This is a genomic window from Psychrobacter sp. FME13 (assembly GCF_014861395.1).
GTDB lineage: Bacteria > Pseudomonadota > Gammaproteobacteria > Pseudomonadales > Moraxellaceae > Psychrobacter.
Genome location: NZ_RRYV01000059.1, coordinates 1 through 17,791, shown reverse-complemented (window position 1 = coordinate 17,791; position 17,791 = coordinate 1). Strand labels below are relative to the sequence as shown.

At 41.0% G+C, this 17,791-nt stretch carries 18 protein-coding genes and 1 pseudogene; 14 read left to right on the top strand and 5 right to left on the bottom strand.

Going from position 1 to position 17,791, the window contains the following annotated elements:
- Positions 1–393 precede the first annotated feature (393 nt).
- The 8 genes and pseudogenes from EI164_RS16990 to EI164_RS08825 all read left to right on the top strand — a co-directional run.
- Positions 394–531: pseudogene (locus EI164_RS16990) on the top strand (excalibur calcium-binding domain-containing protein); the annotation flags it as partial.
- A 28-nt stretch (positions 532–559) separates the two neighbouring features.
- A complete protein-coding gene (locus EI164_RS08855) occupies positions 560–1,204 on the top strand; it encodes an FMN-binding negative transcriptional regulator (RefSeq protein ID WP_192519612.1) in 645 nt (214 codons plus the stop codon).
- Between the two features lie 101 nt (positions 1,205–1,305).
- Positions 1,306–1,725 carry an RNA-binding S4 domain-containing protein gene (locus EI164_RS08850; RefSeq protein ID WP_192519611.1) on the top strand — a complete coding sequence of 140 codons (420 nt, stop codon included), beginning with the start codon at positions 1,306–1,308 and terminating at the stop codon, positions 1,723–1,725.
- Positions 1,726–2,023: 298 nt separating this feature from the next.
- Positions 2,024–2,521 (top strand): low molecular weight protein-tyrosine-phosphatase, encoded by a 498-nt coding sequence (locus EI164_RS08845; protein WP_192519610.1) that lies wholly within the window; start codon positions 2,024–2,026, stop codon positions 2,519–2,521.
- 93 nt (positions 2,522–2,614) lie between these two features.
- Entirely contained in the window at positions 2,615–3,760 is a 1,146-nt protein-coding gene (gene murB, locus EI164_RS08840; RefSeq protein ID WP_192519609.1) for a UDP-N-acetylmuramate dehydrogenase, read from the top strand.
- A gap of 220 nt (positions 3,761–3,980) precedes the next feature.
- On the top strand, positions 3,981–4,538 hold the full coding sequence (locus EI164_RS08835; protein ID WP_225739193.1) for a YdcF family protein: 558 nt from the start codon (positions 3,981–3,983) through the stop codon (positions 4,536–4,538).
- A gap of 139 nt (positions 4,539–4,677) precedes the next feature.
- Entirely contained in the window at positions 4,678–4,914 is a 237-nt protein-coding gene (gene ccoS, locus EI164_RS08830) for a cbb3-type cytochrome oxidase assembly protein CcoS (protein ID WP_192519607.1), read from the top strand.
- Between the two features lie 101 nt (positions 4,915–5,015).
- Positions 5,016–5,855, top strand: a complete 840-nt coding sequence (locus EI164_RS08825) for a sulfite exporter TauE/SafE family protein (RefSeq protein WP_192519606.1) — start codon at positions 5,016–5,018, stop codon at positions 5,853–5,855.
- A gap of 124 nt (positions 5,856–5,979) precedes the next feature.
- Here EI164_RS08825 and EI164_RS08820 read toward each other — a convergent pair whose 3' ends face one another.
- Positions 5,980–7,167 carry a DEAD/DEAH box helicase gene (locus EI164_RS08820; protein ID WP_192519605.1) on the bottom strand — a complete coding sequence of 396 codons (1,188 nt, stop codon included), beginning with the start codon at positions 7,165–7,167 and terminating at the stop codon, positions 5,980–5,982.
- 251 nt (positions 7,168–7,418) lie between these two features.
- Positions 7,419–7,634 carry a cold-shock protein gene (locus EI164_RS08815; RefSeq protein WP_192519604.1) on the bottom strand — a complete coding sequence of 72 codons (216 nt, stop codon included), beginning with the start codon at positions 7,632–7,634 and terminating at the stop codon, positions 7,419–7,421.
- A gap of 565 nt (positions 7,635–8,199) precedes the next feature.
- Here EI164_RS08815 and aroQ point away from each other — a divergent pair.
- Together aroQ and EI164_RS08805 are read left to right on the top strand one after the other, a co-directional pair.
- Positions 8,200–8,736 carry a type II 3-dehydroquinate dehydratase gene (gene aroQ / locus EI164_RS08810; RefSeq protein WP_192519603.1) on the top strand — a complete coding sequence of 179 codons (537 nt, stop codon included), beginning with the start codon at positions 8,200–8,202 and terminating at the stop codon, positions 8,734–8,736.
- 232 nt (positions 8,737–8,968) lie between these two features.
- Positions 8,969–10,270 (top strand): ABC1 kinase family protein, encoded by a 1,302-nt coding sequence (locus tag EI164_RS08805; RefSeq protein WP_192519602.1) that lies wholly within the window; start codon positions 8,969–8,971, stop codon positions 10,268–10,270.
- A 102-nt stretch (positions 10,271–10,372) separates the two neighbouring features.
- Here the strand turns inward: EI164_RS08805 and EI164_RS08800 are convergent, their stop codons facing one another.
- Positions 10,373–11,203 carry an ion transporter gene (locus EI164_RS08800; protein ID WP_192519601.1) on the bottom strand — a complete coding sequence of 277 codons (831 nt, stop codon included), beginning with the start codon at positions 11,201–11,203 and terminating at the stop codon, positions 10,373–10,375.
- Positions 11,204–11,522: 319 nt separating this feature from the next.
- Between EI164_RS08800 and EI164_RS08795 the strand changes: the two genes are divergently transcribed.
- From EI164_RS08795 to feoB, 3 genes are all read left to right on the top strand, one after another.
- Positions 11,523–12,272, top strand: coding sequence for a YebC/PmpR family DNA-binding transcriptional regulator (locus EI164_RS08795; protein WP_192519600.1), 750 nt, complete (start codon positions 11,523–11,525; stop codon positions 12,270–12,272).
- A 231-nt stretch (positions 12,273–12,503) separates the two neighbouring features.
- Complete coding sequence (locus EI164_RS08790) at positions 12,504–12,842, top strand: FeoA family protein (RefSeq protein ID WP_192519599.1); 339 nt, start codon at positions 12,504–12,506, stop codon at positions 12,840–12,842.
- Positions 12,843–13,041: 199 nt separating this feature from the next.
- Entirely contained in the window at positions 13,042–14,961 is a 1,920-nt protein-coding gene (gene feoB / locus EI164_RS08785; protein WP_192519598.1) for a ferrous iron transporter B, read from the top strand.
- 275 nt (positions 14,962–15,236) lie between these two features.
- Here the strand turns inward: feoB and EI164_RS08780 are convergent, their stop codons facing one another.
- Positions 15,237–15,809: a methylated-DNA--[protein]-cysteine S-methyltransferase gene (locus EI164_RS08780; protein WP_192519597.1), complete on the bottom strand. Its 573-nt coding sequence runs from the start codon at positions 15,807–15,809 to the stop codon at positions 15,237–15,239.
- Positions 15,810–15,891: 82 nt separating this feature from the next.
- A complete protein-coding gene (gene ftsY / locus EI164_RS08775; protein ID WP_225739194.1) occupies positions 15,892–16,803 on the bottom strand; it encodes a signal recognition particle-docking protein FtsY in 912 nt (303 codons plus the stop codon).
- Between the two features lie 763 nt (positions 16,804–17,566).
- Between ftsY and EI164_RS08770 the strand changes: the two genes are divergently transcribed.
- Complete coding sequence (locus EI164_RS08770; protein WP_192519596.1) at positions 17,567–17,731, top strand: hypothetical protein; 165 nt, start codon at positions 17,567–17,569, stop codon at positions 17,729–17,731.
- The last annotated feature ends 60 nt before the right edge of the window (positions 17,732–17,791 follow it).

Below are 17,791 nucleotides of genomic sequence, written 5' to 3'. Positions count from 1 at the left end.
TAGGCTTAGATGTGTATAGCTCATGGTTGCAATCTCACTTTGGTCGGTGGATAAAAACTTTGATGCTAGCGCATCTAGGTCTTTTTTTCACCTTGCATTTGGTATTGCACTTCATGTGTTAATCTAAGTATCATTAATAGGTATTAGATAGTGTTAAAAAAAATTTTGGTATTCATATTGTTGCTAGTGTTAGTAATTGTAGGATATAGGCTTATCAAACCCAAAAACTCAATAAGTACATCGACCTCTGATGTTACATCTGATATTTCGACTAACTCCACTTTTACATCTACTGACTTTGAGGATATAGCGCCAACCTACGTTGATCTCGGTTCAGCATCGGCCTCGACAGTAAACCCAACATTAACGTCACAACCAGTAACCACACAAAGCTTTTCATGTGACGGGCGACAGCATTGCTCTCAAATGACCTCATGCGCCGAAGCAACCTACTTTATACAACACTGTCCTAACACTAAAATGGATGGTAATCATGATGGAGTACCCTGTGAGCAGCAGTGGTGTAACTGATTTTTATCAAACATAAAATGAGAATACAATGCATACTCCTACAACTTTCGCCGAAGAAGACCTAGAAAACATTATTGATTTTATCACAGCCCACCCATTAGCTACATTGATTGCCCAAACCAAGGATGGTATCGAAGCCTGTCATATACCTCTGTTTTGGCATAGCGACAACCCTTTCTCTGAATACGGATGTCTGTATGGTCATTTGGGTCGCAAAAATCCTATTTATCAAAACGTGTTACCAGATACTTCATGGTTAGTCATCTTTCAAAATTCCGGGCATTACATCAGTCCCAACTGGTATATCAGTAAAGCAAAGACCCATAAAAAAGTCCCCACGTGGAACTATCAAAGTGTGCATATCCAATCTCAAATCGAGTTGCTGCATGACACTGATACGCTGAAATGGATACTAGCAACCATGACCGCGCAGCAAGAAATCATCTCAGACAACCCTTGGTCATTAGCAGATGCTCCCATCACTTATATAGATGCTATGTGCCAAGGCACAATTGGTTTTAAACTCAACATAGAATCCATACAGGCTCAATTTAAATTGAGCCAAAACGAAACAGCAGAAAACCTCTCAGGAGTAATAAGTGGCTTGAAAGCGTTAAATACAAATGAAGCCACAGCAATGGCCGTCAAGGTTACAAACCATAATAATCGTTAACCTAAGCTCGTTATGCTTGCCAACTTAAAAGCTTATTTGAAATCAGAAAATATGCCCTAATCTCATTTTAAATAAACTTAAATAAAAATAGAGTTACTTTTATGAAAAATAACAAGGATAATAAAAATCAAGAACTGACTAAAATACGTCTTGATAAATGGTTATGGGCAGCACGGTTTTATCGAACACGCACCCTTGCCAAGCAAGCCATCGAAAGTGGACGTGTACATTATGCTGGTAGCCGCGTAAAAACCAGTAAAGAGATTTCGGTCGGTGATGAGCTAACCATTCGCCAAGGCTCGGCAACTGCCATGACAGAAAAGACCGTCATCGTCGAAGCCTTGAGCGCACAGCGTGGTAATGCCACAGCTGCCGAAATATTGTATTCAGAAACTGAAGAAAGTATAAACCGCCGTGCTTATTATGCAGAACAGCGCAAACTTGCCAATCTTGCACGCCCTGATAACAAACCCAACAAAAAAGAGCGCCGCGATCTTCAACGATTCAAAAACAATCAATAGTAAATAACAAAAGACAATTTAAATATAAGAGCACTAAGCGCAGATATAACCAGCATGACGTGAAGATGACCATATGGCGAAATCATATAAAAAGTACTGCTATGAATATTGTTTTTATGATTATTGTTATAAACATTACTGTATCAGATGATCATATTGTTTAGGCTATACTCTTGCCATTCTAAGCATTAATCGTTACGATGACAGCCGATTTACCTACTCAATAACATACTGATAAAAGCCGTACTAATAATGCTGGTCTCTTATCGCATGTTTTTTTGTTCTACAAGGTCATACTATGATAATGAAAACCTGTACGCCATCATCTGTATTATTGGTTTGCTTAGGCAATATTTGTCGCTCTCCAACAGCTGAAGAGATTTTTCGCCAGCAAGCAGCCATTGCCGGATTATCCATAAAAGTTGATTCTGCAGGTACTGGTGACTGGCATATTGGTCATGCACCTGATGAACGCGCGCAACGTCATGCCAAAGCTCATGGCTATAAAATCAACAAACTGATTGCCCGCCAAGTAAACGAAGATGACTTTCGTAATTTCGATTTAATCCTAGCAATGGATGCCCAAAACTTAGCCGACTTACAAGCCATTGAGAATGACTTAGCAGATACTGAGAGTAATAGCGCCAAGCTGGCTTTATTCAGCGAAGAAGATCCAACTTATGGTGGCGATGACGTGCCAGACCCTTACAAAGGCGGTGAAGATATGTTTGAAGAAGTCATTAAGCGTATAGAATCAAGTGCACAAGCTTGGATTGAAAGTTGGAAAGCTCGCTAACGCTAAAAGCTGTATCGCCCCTATTTTTACATCTTGCATCCTCTATGATGAGCATCATGTAAATTATTATCTATTTGCCCTATAGGCTATGTTATGACCTCAGTTTCTCGCCTTGACCTAAACTCTAATCTGGCTAACACTGACTTGCCAGCCAACGTATTACAACGTCATTCAGTCGATTTGTCACATAGCAACACTATGGCATTAGCCTGTATCGCCGATACGGTCGTGACATTGACGGACGAGGTGCAGCTTAATACGTTCATGGCAGGTTATGTAAAGAACCACGCTGAACAGAAGCCGTTATTGGTACTGTCAGGTGGTAGCAATGTGCTACTGCCAGCTCAGCTAGATGCTATTGTACTGCAACCACAGATGCGCGGTATTAAGTTGATGGCTCAAACGGACAGTCATGTCGATATTGAAGTGATGGCTGGTGAAAACTGGCATGACCTGGTGACACATACGGTCAGTCAAGGATGGTATGGGCTAGAGAATCTTGCACTGATACCAGGGCTGGCTGGTGCAGCGCCTGTACAGAACATCGGTGCGTACGGTGTCCAATTAGAAGACCACTTACAATACGTACGTGCCTATCACTTGCCCACCCAAACATGGCATCAATTGACGGTTAATGACTGCCAATTTGGCTATCGCGACAGCATGTTTAAGCGCGCACCAAATACATGGGTTATCAGCCGTGTGGGGTTCAGATTACATACAGATGCCAGCAGAATTTTAGCTGATTATGGTGATGTACAGGCAGCAGCACAACGCTACGCTGAACAGCAAGGCCGCACACAAGCGACGCCTATGGACGTAATGCACGCCATTATAGAGATTCGCCAGCAAAAGCTTCCTGATCCCAAAAATCTGGCCAATTGTGGTAGTTTTTTCCAGAACCCGATTATCGAGAAAACGCAATTTACCACCTTAAAAAACACCTACCCTACGATGGTTGGCTATTCCATGGCTGACAATCAGGTGAAAGTCGCGGCTGGGTGGCTCATTGAGCATGCGGGGTTAAAAGGCGGTGGTGTTGCCCCAATCGTCACTCATCAGCAGCAAGCATTGGTACTTACCAATCATAAGCCCCAACAAGCAACCCAACAACAAGTAGCAACAGCTCAGCGATATATCGCCAATACAGTCTATGATAAATTTGCCATTCAGCTATCACGTGAACCCGTTTGGGTAAATACCGATGGCTCTATAAGGTATGACGAGCATGAGACCTAAATATTCATGGTCTAAGCGGCTACTATCTAAACGTTTATGGCGGTATTACTTACGCTCAGCTGAACGTATGATGAGGCTATTTCATATTATCAACATCACCTTTTTGCTTGGTTCAACAACCGTTATCCTCATCATAATCAGTTTGTTCACACCACTATTTTCACAATCGATTGTGTATTTGTTTACGCTCCTACCCCTACCTCATATATCTGGGACGGCCATGAATTCACCTCCTACCGCTTACGTGGTATTAGGTGGTGGACTCACCAATGACCATAACAATCAAATCATACTCAACAGCTATAGTCTCAATCGTGCCCAAACTGCTGCTGGTGCATATCACGACTTACCCCTGCCCATCGTACTCAGTGGTGCTGAAGCGCCTTGGCTTGGTCAATGGCTTATCGAACACGGTATCGATGGATTAATAAGCGAAAATGCCAGTATGAATACCTGCGAAAATGCACGCTTTACTGCCAAACGTATTCCACTACAACATGTTTATTTGATTACTGACAGCTATCATATGGCACGGGCTCGTAGACAATTTGCGCTTAATGGCATCAATAGCACACCAATAGATGCGCCTTTACCCGTCAACCGTGATTGGAAAAAACCGGCACAGAACTTAACGCATTCAAGACGTGCTGTTTATGAAGTCGCTGCCTATTTACGTGATGTGATACGTCCGCAGATGGACTGTCGTCAGGCCCAAGAGGTTACGTCACAGCAACTATTAACGCCTAGAGGGAGTGTGACAAAGACATCTAGTGAATAAATCTAGGCACATGTGTAAAGTGCATACTATATTGTCATTGTCCTCGCTATCTATCACTTTACATTCATCATCACAAACCATCACCACATTCATAATAGGTGTATAATGCCCAAAGAAATTGCAATTTAAGAGACATTTTATGCTCAGTATATTCTTATTAATTCCACTAAGTCTTATGTTATTTGTGGTTGCCATTTGGGCGGTACGCTATGCTGTAAAGTCAAACCAATTTGAAGATCTAGACAACGCATCACAGCGCATTATACTAGATGATCGTCAAGAGCGTAGGCAAACCATACAAGCTCATGATCACCCAACACCTACTGATACAGCTCATGATGAAATGAGTAATACTGATAATAATCCAAAAATCTAGCCTTAAGTTATCTTATCTATACATGACTTACGGCTATGTTTTTATCGTATACCCATCATCTAATTAGGTTCGTCTGTTACTATTTTTAGGAGAAGCAACCCATGACTACAGCATTACTCATTGCGGCATTACTAATGGGTTTTTTTGGCTCACCGCATTGCTTGGGCATGTGTGGTGGTCTTGTGACAGCGTTTGGATTGTCAATGAAAGATGCCAGCCCTGCTAAACGCCGTGCCCTTATCGCCACCTATCATTTAGGTCGTTTGACCAGTTATGCATTTTTAGGCTTAATCGCTGGACTGATTGGTACTACTGTACTCAAACCTTTAATGATGGGAAATAGTCTACCGCGCATCTTATTAGGCTTGGTATTAGTATTTGTTGGTGTGACTATGCTTGGCGCACCATTTTTAAATAAGTTAGAGCGTTTTGGCATGCGTTTTTGGCAATACCTGAGCCCACTTCGCCAAAAAGTATTTCCACTAAACACCTTTCCACGTGCCCTAACCGCTGGCTTACTTTGGGGGTTTTTACCTTGTGGCTTAGTTTATGGCGCTCTGCTGATTGCAGTTGTTGCTCACAACCCATTAAGTGGCGCAGCACTTATGTTCGTTTTTGGTTTAGGTACAGTACCTATGCTAGTTGCTACTCACGAAACAGTTGGTTGGTTGCGTGACAAAATTGGGCGTTTTCGCTTAAGACAACTAAATGGCGCTGTCATGGTAATATCCGGTTTGGCTATCGCTGTCGTACCAATAGCAATGTCCACTATGCATGGTGGGCATGATATGTCTCATATGCATGGAGACCATATGGATATGAGTGACACTATGGACCATAGCAACCATCATATGATGCCATCTGATGATGAGACCCATCATGACGGTATGGATCATAGTATGCACGATATGAGTCAAGAAACGATGGAACATGCTCACTAAAGCTTATACAATACATTGAAGCTAAGACACCAAAATAAAAAGCCCTTAACATCATGACTGACGTTAAGGGCTTTTATCATTTTATCAATCGCTCATAAGGATAATACGATCTGCTTCAACATCTTTATTCTTGCCATTGCTCAAGCGTAAACTTAGTATCTAAATGCGTCTCTAATGCAGGTAGGTTAAAAGCATCGTCTTCACTAACAAAGCTGATGCTGATGCCTGTCTGCCCAGCACGCCCTGTACGACCAATACGGTGTACGTAATCATCTGGCTGATCTGGTAAGGTGTAATTCACCACATGACTGATATCATCGACATGGATACCACGCCCTGCTACATCTGTCGCGACTAAAATACAAGCGTGACCATCCTTAAAACGCTGTAAGTATTTTTCACGTTTTTGTTGGATAACATCACCTGACAGCATCACAACTTTATGGGCTTGACGCAGCTTATGATAAAGGCGTTTTACTTGGTCTTTACGATTGGCAAATACAATGACTTTATCCATCGCAGGATCACTAATAATACGCTGCAATGCTTCTAACTTTTGATTTTCTGTCAATAAGTAAAAATGCTGATCGACCAATTCACTGGTCTTATGCTCAGGTTCAATTTCCACAAATTGTGGCTCATGCAACCAACGATAAGCCAAGTTCATCACATCTTGATTAAAAGTGGCAGAAAACAATAAGCTTTGGCGGTCTGTATTGGCTGGCATACGGCCGACTAAACGCTTAATGTCAGGAATAAAACCCATATCAAGCATTCTATCCGCTTCATCCAACACCAATACTTCGACACGATCCAGATAAACCATGCCTTTATTGGCAAGATCAATCAATCGACCAGGCGTTGCAACCAATATATCGACATATTGACGCTCAAGCTCATACTGTTGTGTCTCATAATTGGTACCACCCATGATACAGACACTGTGTAAAGAGGTATATTTGGTCAGAGCAATACAGTCATCAAATATTTGCTGAGCCAGCTCACGAGTTGGCGCCATGATTACCGCACGTGGTTCACCTAAATAACGCTCCTCACCATTAGTGAAAGGACGTTTGAGTAAAGCTTCCATAATGGTCAATAAAAACGTTGCTGTCTTGCCAGTACCTGTTTGTGCCTGTCCAATAGCATCTTGATTGGCCAACGTATGTGGTAGTATTTGTGCCTGAATAGGCGTTAGTTCAGTAAAGCCCAAATCACTTACCGCACGTAAGGTTGATGTTGAAAGTGGCAAATCAGTAAATGTTGTGAAATTGCTCAAAAAAATATCCTTTTTAATTAATCGCTTGTTCATTATTAATCATGAATAAGCTCGTAACAACTTTGGTCAAACTAGGCACTCTTAGCCCATTTAGATAACTAGCAATTGACTTGAAAACACACCCTAGGCATCGTGTAGACATAAAAAAAGCCAAGCCCAGTGTCTGATCCTACCAATGATGCTGATATTAACGCAACATGGATAAAATAAAACGGGCTTGACTCAGTAGTATATCAGTAGTTTGTACAGACATTATAGCTAAACCATTATAATGCCTGAATAGATTACTCTGCTACTTTTCTGACTTCTTCAGCTTGAAGACCTTTTTCGCCCTCTACTACACTGAACTCAACCTTTTCGCCATCTGTTAAAGAGCGATAGCCATCACCTTGAATCGCGCGAAAATGGACAAAAATATCTTCTCCGCTATCACGTTGAATGAAACCAAAACCTTTCGAGTCATTAAACCACTTAACGGTACCTTGCTCACGAGCTGACATAATATTACTTCCTAAAAAAGTCTGCTTAGCCCCAAATTCCTTTGCAAAACTGCATACAATCGGGATCTAAGATCATGAAATCAAAAAAATGAGAGTCTTACTCTAATGCGTGTCTGCATTTACAAAATAGTGATAAAAATGAGAGAAACTGCAACCAAACAAGCAAAGTAGTACAAATATATCAGTCAGCTACTTGATGCTGTTTAGCGAAGCTTCATCTACTTTTAATCCATGTAATGTTTGATATTCAGATTAATGACACGCCATAATCACTATTACCTAAACATTACACCTACCTTATAAACCTATCATAATAACAGCAACAAATTTGTAATATTTATTGCATAAAAAATATCATAGCACGGGTTTTTAGCAACATAAAGACTTTTAACATGCTTTTTAATGCTTAGGTGAGTTTTTCATGTAATTTTTTATAACCTTCATCAGCAAGCTGTTATCATAAAGAAATAAGCAGCACTACCATGAAATGATAAAATTTGCTTTTCTAAGCGTCAGATACCTTACAATAGACTACTAATCTAAGACAACAGCTACAGAGACCATTATGACCACGCCTTCTCAATTTGCCGCAACTGCGACACCTTCTAGCCAAAAAAGTATCCAAACACGCACGCATAAACTGTTACTGGTTAATGGAGTCAATCTAAATTTATTAGGTAAACGCGAGCCTGAAATTTATGGTCATACCACACTGGCAGATATTGAGAAACGCTTAACAACACGAGCCGCTCAGTACAATATTGAGTTAATATGTGTACAATCAAACCACGAAGGCCAAATAGTTGATAGTATTCAACATTATGGGCTATTGGCAGATACAGCAGCACAGGTAGATGCTATTATCATAAACCCTGCCGCATTTACGCATACTTCAGTTGCCATACGTGATGCACTATTAGCCACACAAAAGCCCTTTATAGAAGTACATTTATCCAATGTTCATGCACGTGAACCTTTTCGCCATCACTCTTATTTAAGCGATATTGCAGTTGGAGTTATTTGTGGCTTGGGACAGATGGGCTATCAAATGGCATTGGATTATTGGCTAGACAACCTCTACTCTATAAATATTGCTGACTGAAGTTTAGGGTTTATTAAACATTCAAACATTAAGGTGACTGATCGCTATAACTGCACCAGACTAGGCGAAAATTGATGATAACGTCGAAACCTCAGCTAGGTTTTCAACAATGTTTGGGATAATGTTAGCATCAGCCTTTCAAGGCAGTACATTAGAACGCAGCCTAATTGAGCAGTAACGATCAAAAAATAGAATTACGACTGAATAAACAACCCACTACATGGTGATATGAATGGCAAAATCGTCTGGAAAGCGCTTTATGAAACTCGCTGGCATGACTGCAAGTATTGCCGGTAAAGCAGCTAAAAACTCATTTAAGCACCTCTCAAGTGACGAAGAAAAACGTTTACAAGCACGATCAGAGCTAATGCAAGAGGTAGGCATCCAGATAGCCGAAACACTTGGTGAAATGAAGGGTGCGGTGATGAAAGTGGGACAAATCGCATCGCAATATAAAGATGTATTTCCACCCGAAGTAGCAACGGCTTTAGAAAAGCTACAAAAAGATGCGCCGCCCATGCCCTATACACAAATACAGGCACAAATAGAACGTGAGCTCAAAGCACCTGTGACCGAACTATTTAGCAAGTTTGAAGAAATGCCGTTTGCTGCAGCATCCATTGGACAAGTACATAAAGCAATGCTGCCGTCTGGTCAAAAGGTCGTCGTAAAGGTTCAGTACCCAGGCGTCGATGAAAATTGTGATAGCGATCTCAAACAAGTACGCATGGCTTTAAAAATTGCTGGCGTACTTAATATGAGTAAGCAGCTACAAGAACAGTTATTTAACGAGATTAACCAAAGTCTGCACGATGAATTAGACTATATAAAAGAAGCCCATAACTTACGAGTATTCGGTGCTTTTCATGCAGAGGATGAAGGTCTTATTATTCCAAAAGTCATCAGCAGCCACTCATCTAAGCGAATTTTAACCTTAACAGAAGAGGCAGGAGAGACACTAAGCGTCGCGTCAACTTGGGACAATGAGATCAAACAACAGATAGCAAAGCGTCTGTTTCATTTTACCGCAGGACAACTGTTTGGCTTATATCGTATGCACTGTGATCCACACCCTGGAAACTTTGCTTTTCGTAAAGATGGCAGCGTTGTGGCTTATGATTTTGGTGGTATTCGCAGCTATAGTGACAACGAAATTCAATTATTTCGTCGTTTTGCCAAGCATGCCATCAAAAGTGATGTCACAGCACTCGAACAGGATTTAATCGCTTTAGACATTCGCCGTGATGACGACAAAGATATTCCTGGTGAGTTTTATAAAAAATGGTTATCTATTGGCTTAAAACCTTTGTCTATCGAGCCTTATCAAAAAGGTCGTTTTGATTTTGGCAGTAGTCAAGTACATCACGAAGCCATTGCACAAATGCGCACCTCTTTAAAGTATTTTGGACAATTCCAACCTTCTGCCACGACCATGATGCTAGATCGTACCGTATCAGGACAATATTGGAACTTGGTCAACTTGGGTGTTGAGATTGACCTATCGCCACTGGTACATGAATACATTGACGTATAAAAATATAAAAGATAGCGCTCTAGATCTAGATAGCTAAATAAACAGCATGAAGAGAACCACTGTCTATAATACTGCCACTATGTGCCCCAAACGTCGTAATTACTAGATATGTAAGGCATGTCCGCATCGATCACAGAAATCTGCGGAGACAGCATGACCGAATTTACCACAATTAGGACAAGTCACAGGACTCAGCTGAGGGCGCATATTTCGTGCTAGCTCAGAGGTAAAAATACCTGTCGGTACCGCAATGATCGAGTAACCTGTAATCATAACCATACTTGCAATCGCCTGACCCAACGGTGTTTTTGGTGACATATCACCATAACCAACCGTTGTCATGGTTACAACCGCCCAATAAATAGACAGTGGAATACTGGTAAAACCATTCTTTGGACCTTCTACTACATAGATAATTGATCCGAATATCGTAACCAAAAGTACCAATGACAAGAAAAATACCGTGATTTTTTGTTGACTGGTTTTGAGCGCTGAAGCCAAAAAACCCGCTTGTTGCATATAAGCTTTAAGCTTAAGTACTCTAAAAATACGTAAAATACGTAAAATACGAATAACCAGTAAGTATTGAACACCCACAAACATTAGACTTAAATAGCTTGGCAGCACAGACAGTAAGTCAACAATCCCAAAAAAGCTAAAAGCATAACGTAAGCGATTGGGTGCTGAAAAAAGCCTTAAAATATACTCCATCGTAAACAAAATAGTGAAAAACCATTCTGCATAAAAGAATATAGTGCCATATTGCAAACGCATGTATAGCACACTGTCAATCATTACCACAGCCACACTGGCCAAAATTGCAATCAATAATACAATGTCAAAAATCTTACCCAAACGAGTATCCGTGCCTTCGATAATGACATGAATACGGTTACGTAAGTGTGTAATGGCTTCGGCAGTTAATTGCTTCATAGAGTCAGTAACTTCATCAGATCATTGTCTTAGTACTCTGCAATGACTTAAATTTAGGTGAATAAGACCAAGTTGGTCAAAATACATAAAACTGGTTTATAATATTGCCCACTAACCACAGTGAAGACAATCTATAAGTTGCCACAGTGTAGCAAAAAAGCACTTCTAACGACATACAAATCATTAACATGTGAGAAGCTGTGTTACTTTGAATAAATAGAATAACTATATTATAAGAACAGCTAATTCAATGTTGAAGATTATTGTTAAATACTTTTTTTAAGCATAGCAATTAATACGTAAAACCTAAGGATGTTATATGGCAGGTCACTCAAAATGGGCAAATATTAAACACCGTAAAGCCCGTCAGGATGCGGTAAGAGGTAAAGTATTTACCAAAATTATTCGTGAAATCGTTTCTGCTGCTAAGCAAGGTGACCCTGATCCGGACAAAAACCCACGCCTACGTGCCGTTATCGAAAAAGCCTTATCGGTTAATATGACTAGAGATACGATTAACCGTGCGGTCGCTCGTGGTACAGGTGGCGGCGACAATGAAAATATGGAAGAAGTTAGCTACGAAGGCTATGGTGTTGGTGGTGTGGCTGTACTGGTAGAAACCTTAACTGATAACCTCAATCGCACAGTCAGTGAAGTACGTCACGCCTTTACCAAAAATGATGGTAACCTTGGCACGTCAGGCTCAGTGGCCTATCTATTTACCAAACGCGGTGAAATCATCTTTAACGATATAAGCTTAGAAGACGAAGTCATGCTGGTCGCATTAGATGCCGGCGCGCTTGATATCGAAAACGATGGCGAAAGCTTACTTGTCATCACCGAGTGGGAAAGCTTTGGTCAAGTAAAAGATGCGCTTAATGCAGCAGGTCTGGTTTCTGACAACGCAGAAGTCACTATGTCGCCATCAACCACAGCTGAGATAGATAATGTTGATGATGCCGAAAAAGTCATGAAGATGATCGATATGTTAGAAGATGCTGACGATGTTCAGGAAGTCTATACCAACGTTAGCTTTACTGCTGACGTGATGGCCCAACTCGAAGGGTAACGCAAATAGTCTCAAATGTAGCTTATGTTACTGATCTGTGAGGTCTAAATATTAGAAATAACCTTTAACATTAATTATTTAAACTTTAGAGCCAGACAGTTTCTTACTGTCTGGTTTTTTGTTGTCACAAGTATGCCTATAGACATTGTTTTTGTGAAAATTGAGGCATATAATCGCACAAAAACGGTAATAGTTATTATTTGCAACAATGCGAATAATTAAGGACTCTCTATGAGTATTACGATCCTCCCTTCTCAAAACTCCACTACCGATACATCTATTCTTTCTGATAATAAACCTACATCATCTCCTGTGTGTTCATTATTAGACTTAGACAAGCGCCAGCCTGCCATTATTGATGAGATTGTCGCCAATAGCCGGTTTGGTGAGATCGATGGTGCTATTAGTCAACGACTAAAAGATTTAGGATTTTTACCCAATACTTTGGTTCACATTGTAGCCAAAGGCTTATTTGGTAAGCCACCTTATGCCGTGCAGCTCAACACAGGCGCACAATTTAGCTTACGTGCCGATGAACTGATAAAAATACAATGCCGTGCTGTCACATAAAGGCAAATGGTAAAAGGCACTAATTATTGGATGCCCACCAGCTCTATCCAAATGCTTTTCTCATATAGTCGATTCAATTTAAAAGTCATACAAGGCAGCCGAGCGTAGAGGTATATTAAATACTTTAAGCGAGGTTAATGCGGTAACACTTTTATAGTGGAATGACTATGCCAGTCCTTTTAACAGCGATTCATAAGTTATGCCCTCTTCCATACCGATCAATCAAACAACCCACCCCACAAATGCACCTACTACACCTATCACACTGGCATTAGTGGGCGCACCTAACTGTGGTAAAACCGCAACCTTTAATGTACTGACCGGCTCTAAAGCCAAGGTCGCCAATTACTCTGGGGTCACGGTTGACAAACGTAGCGCCTTGCTACTTGGTCACACTGACGTGCATATTTTAGATTTGCCCGGCACTTATAGCTTAAAAACAGCAAGCCTTGACGAAGAAGTCACGCGCAAAGTGTTATTCGGTCAAATGCTAGGTGAATCTATCCCTGATGGCATCATTTTTGTGGCCGATGCCACCAACTTGCGTATGTCATTACGGATGTTACTTGAGCTCAAAAGTTTGGGCTTGCCCATCATCGTGGCACTCAATTTAAGCGATGTGGCACAAAGCCGTGGCTTGGTAGTTGATGAGTCTATATTGTCAGATGAGCTTGGCGTACCTTTTGTGAAAACCGTTGCCATTAAACGTAAAGGCTGCGAGCAGTTATTCACACTGGCTGACGAACTTATTAAACATATTGGTAGCCGCGACAAACCTGTATGTTTTTTTAATAGCAATACCGATACCCACATGCTGTATCAGCAAGCTGATGATATTTTAAGCCGCGCAGTAACTAGAGCACAACAACTACCAAAATGGCATGAGCGACTGGATCAACTGACATTACACCCTGTTATAGGCGTAGTCATTTTATTAGTGATTCTGTTTGTTATATTTCAAGCTGTCTATGCCTGGGCAACACCGATTATGGACAGCATCGAATGGCTGGTGGGTAGTATTGGCATTTTATTGTCACAATGGCTGCCAGACGGCATATTACAGAGCTTAATTGTAGATGGTATTGTTGCGGGCGTGGGCAGCGTATTGGTATTTGTACCACAGATTACCTTGCTATTTTTATTTTTATTAGTCCTTGAAGACTCAGGTTATTTACCACGAGCGGCATTTTTGTTAGACAACTTATTAGCAAAAGTAGGACTGTCTGGTCGCTCGTTTATTCCACTGCTATCTGGTTTTGCCTGCGCTGTACCAGCCGTGATGTCAACCCGTACCATTCCTAGCCATAAAGAACGCTTAGTGGCTATTGCTGTGCTACCCATGCTTACCTGTTCCGCTCGCTTACCTATTTATGCACTTATTATTGCAGCGGTGATACCCAGTCAAACCGTGTTGGGCATATTCAACTTGCAAGGAATCACGTTATTTATATTGTATGTTGCCGGTACATTTTCAGCGGCATTGGTATCGTGGTTATTTAAACGTTTTAGTGGTACAAAATCAGAATCGTCTGCATTCCCCTTACTGATGGAGTTACCAACGTATCGCATGCCAAATGTGATGCATATTGCGGGAGAACTTTGGGACAAAGTACGTGCCTTTTTAATGAAAGCAGGTACAGTTATTTTTGCCTTATCAGTCATACTATGGGTGTTGGTGACCTTTCCATCAGCACCCGTAGACGCAACTGGTCCCGCAATTGATTATAGCTTTGCTGGTATGCTTGGTCATGCTATTGAACCTATCTTTGCACCAATTGGATTTACATGGCAGATGTGTATTGCACTGATTCCAGGGCTTGCGGCTAGAGAAGTCGTGGTAGCTGCTTTGGGCACCGTATATGCGGTGGGTGATGTGGGTGATGAACTCATGAACCAAACATTGATTCCTATCATTCACGCTCAATGGGGTTTGGCCACAGCTTTTTCATTTTTGGCATTCTACGTATATGCGCCTATGTGTTTGGCCACGCTTACCGTGATTCGACGTGAAACCAAATCATTAAAGCAAACATTAATGATTACGGGATATCTGTTTGCCTTGGCTTATGCAATGGCATGGATTGTTTACCGAATTGCCGGCAGTATTTTTGGATTTTAAGAAACTCACGAAGGAGTTAAAAATGAATATATGGTTAGAATACCTCATCGTTTTTATTATCGTTGCGATATCTTTTTATTACGTGTGGACAAAAGTTATATTTAAGAAATCAAAAGGATGTTCAGGCTGCAAAAAATGCAAGTAGCCAGAATCCTTAAATGTAAGAGCAATCTACAACACTAGCGCTTATCCCTATATAAAAAATGCCAAACCCCTATCAGGTTTGGCGTTTTTTATGTGTTCGATTATTTATCAACAGACAATATCTATACACTTTAGCAGTCGACACCCTCAAGGGTTAACAAGTATTTCTTTTTGTCCAATCCGCCAGTATAACCGCCAATCTTACCATCACTCGCAATCACACGATGACAAGGAACAATCAGGCTAAATGGGTTTTTACTATTGGCTTGCGCAACGGCACGGAATCCTTTTGGGCTATTAACACGTTTTGCGAGTGTCCCGTAGCTGATAGTCTCGCCATGGGGGATTGTTTGCAACCCTCGCCATACTCTTTGCTGAAACTCTGTTCCTAAAGACATATCTAAAGGCAAGTCAAAGTCTTTGCGAGCGCCACTGATATATTCATTGATTTGCTCAATAGCAGTTAGCAAGAGAGCCTGTGTCCTATCAGATATACTTAGGCTATTGCTATCTATGAACTCAAAATCACTATCATCTAGCTTGTAATGCTTTTTAAGCTTAGGTACGGATTTTGAGCTATGCCAAGAATCACCTGCCAGTAGCCAGTTGGCCTCGACCAATTGAGGACTGTCATGCTCACTATAACTGGCACTGGCAATTAAGGTCAATTGATGTGCTCCAAGAGCCGTTGTAGTGACTATCATGACAATTATCCCAATATATATTTATCTGCTAAAAATATCGTTCATTGTACACCGCTACTTCAGACAGTTATTTCAATTTGACTTACTCTTTATCATCAGTCTCGAATAACGCTGCGACAAACTGCTTAGGACTAAAGGCACGCAAATCATCAATCGACTCGCCCACGCCAATGTAACGAATCGGTACATCCGTTGTTTCAGCAACATTAAAAACCACGCCACCTTTGGCCGTGCCGTCTAGCTTGGTGATGGTAATACCAGTCAGTGGTACGACTTTGTTAAATAATTCAACCTGATTAATTGCATTTTGACCTGTGCCAGCATCAAGGACAATCATACCTTCGTGCGGTGCGCTTGGATCAGCTTTACGCATCACACGCACCACTTTTTCAAGTTCTGACATCAGGTGCGTTTTGTTTTGCAAACGTCCTGCAGTATCGGCAATAAGCACATCAATATTTTTTGCCTTAGCAGATTGCATGGCATCAAAAATAACAGAAGCACTGTCTGAGCCATGACCTTGGGCAACCACTGGAATACTATTACGCTCACCCCAAATTTGTAGCTGCTCCGTGGCTGCTGCTCTAAAGGTATCGCCAGCAGCTAACATAACTGACTTGCCTTCACCTTGTAATCGCTTAGCCAATTTACCGATAGTAGTGGTTTTACCTACGCCATTGACACCTACCATCAAAATAACAAATGGTTTTTTGGTACTATCAATCACTAGCGGCGCAACTTTGGGGGTCAAAATATCAACCAGCTCAGTTTGCAAGGCTTTGTATAATGAGTGAGCGTAAATCAAATCACCACGGTCGGTCTGTTCAGTAAGGCTTTTGATAATACGGTTGGTCGCATTGACACCAATATCGGCAACCAATAGCTGATCCTCGACTTCTTCTAACAGTTCATCATCAATCTCTTTACCACCGATCAAGATATTGACCATACCTTCGGCTAAGTTTTTACGTGACTTACTAAGCCCCGTTTTCATACGATTAAACCAACTGCCTTTTTTATCAATTTTTTCTGATTCTGCTTCTAGTTTCGTTGACGTGACACTAGCAACTGAATTATTACTATTAGCTGAACTAACACTCGCACTGTTTCCTAAATTTTCTTGCAGTGGCATAGCTGGAATGTTTGCAATATCTTTATCACTAGTAGCATTAGCAACCGAATCACTGCTTTCAGAATTTTTAGCGGCAACCTCAGCGTTGATTTTTGACTCTGTCATAACAATCGGCGTGCCCAACGCGACATTTTCATTCTCAAATGTGGTCGTTGGTGTAATATCCTCAGCCTCATCAATAATAGGCACCGATTGCGCCGGTAGACTGGGTAAAGTAATGTCATCGTCATCCAAGTCGTCAAGGTCACCATCTAGATTGATGACCACACGGTTACTGTTGTTTGGGTTATTCATAAGCTTGCCCTAAAAGTTATCACTACCAGTTATTTGTTTATTTTAAATGGGTTTATCAGCCGTCGTGTTTTTACCATCAGCATGACAAATAATTTTGCCCTAGTTTAGCATAATTCTAGTGGCGCTCAGCCCTTACCCTCATAGACTATCGTCAAAAACCACTGGTTTAGAAGGTGACATAATCAGTTTAGAAAGTTTTGCTTAAGATTTGGACACAAAAATCTGACCTTGAGCATGCTAAACTTCTCCTACTCTACCAACTCTTACTATAAAATTTACTATATTTGTTTAACCACTACTTATTCAACAATTACCCCTTTAGGAACTACCTATGTCCTCACTATCTAACACTTATAAAAAATACAGTAAAAAAATAACCAGTATCAGTGCAGTTACTCTGCTAACGACAATTGTATTGTCAGCAACAGGCTGTAATACCACACATGATATCAAACCAACTGCCAGTGTCATGGTCGGTGCACACACCTCTTTATAAGCTTTCTGAGCTATGCTGAATAAACCGTAGAGATAAACTTGGTAAACTAAGCACAATAAC

Excerpts from the sequence above, each read along its gene's own strand:
- EI164_RS08805 (WP_192519602.1), top strand. The coding sequence starts at position 8,969 with ATGGCAAAATCGTCTGGAAAGCGCTTTATGAAACTCGCTGGCATGACT.
- murB (WP_192519609.1), top strand. The coding sequence starts at position 2,615 with ATGACCTCAGTTTCTCGCCTTGACCTAAACTCTAATCTGGCTAACACT.
- aroQ (WP_192519603.1), top strand. The coding sequence starts at position 8,200 with ATGACCACGCCTTCTCAATTTGCCGCAACTGCGACACCTTCTAGCCAA.
- feoB (WP_192519598.1), top strand. The coding sequence starts at position 13,042 with ATGCCCTCTTCCATACCGATCAATCAAACAACCCACCCCACAAATGCA.
- EI164_RS08800 (WP_192519601.1), bottom strand. The coding sequence starts at position 11,203 with ATGAAGCAATTAACTGCCGAAGCCATTACACACTTACGTAACCGTATT.
- EI164_RS08845 (WP_192519610.1), top strand. The coding sequence starts at position 2,024 with ATGATAATGAAAACCTGTACGCCATCATCTGTATTATTGGTTTGCTTA.
- EI164_RS08795 (WP_192519600.1), top strand. The coding sequence starts at position 11,523 with ATGGCAGGTCACTCAAAATGGGCAAATATTAAACACCGTAAAGCCCGT.
- EI164_RS08815 (WP_192519604.1), bottom strand. The coding sequence starts at position 7,634 with ATGTCAGCTCGTGAGCAAGGTACCGTTAAGTGGTTTAATGACTCGAAA.
- EI164_RS08825 (WP_192519606.1), top strand. The coding sequence starts at position 5,016 with ATGACTACAGCATTACTCATTGCGGCATTACTAATGGGTTTTTTTGGC.
- EI164_RS08835 (WP_225739193.1), top strand. The coding sequence starts at position 3,981 with ATGAATTCACCTCCTACCGCTTACGTGGTATTAGGTGGTGGACTCACC.
- EI164_RS08780 (WP_192519597.1), bottom strand. The coding sequence starts at position 15,809 with ATGATAGTCACTACAACGGCTCTTGGAGCACATCAATTGACCTTAATT.
- EI164_RS08770 (WP_192519596.1), top strand. The coding sequence starts at position 17,567 with ATGTCCTCACTATCTAACACTTATAAAAAATACAGTAAAAAAATAACC.
- EI164_RS08850 (WP_192519611.1), top strand. The coding sequence starts at position 1,306 with ATGAAAAATAACAAGGATAATAAAAATCAAGAACTGACTAAAATACGT.
- ccoS (WP_192519607.1), top strand. The coding sequence starts at position 4,678 with ATGCTCAGTATATTCTTATTAATTCCACTAAGTCTTATGTTATTTGTG.
- EI164_RS08855 (WP_192519612.1), top strand. The coding sequence starts at position 560 with ATGCATACTCCTACAACTTTCGCCGAAGAAGACCTAGAAAACATTATT.
- EI164_RS08790 (WP_192519599.1), top strand. The coding sequence starts at position 12,504 with ATGAGTATTACGATCCTCCCTTCTCAAAACTCCACTACCGATACATCT.
- EI164_RS08820 (WP_192519605.1), bottom strand. The coding sequence starts at position 7,167 with ATGAACAAGCGATTAATTAAAAAGGATATTTTTTTGAGCAATTTCACA.
- ftsY (WP_225739194.1), bottom strand. The coding sequence starts at position 16,803 with ATGAAAACGGGGCTTAGTAAGTCACGTAAAAACTTAGCCGAAGGTATG.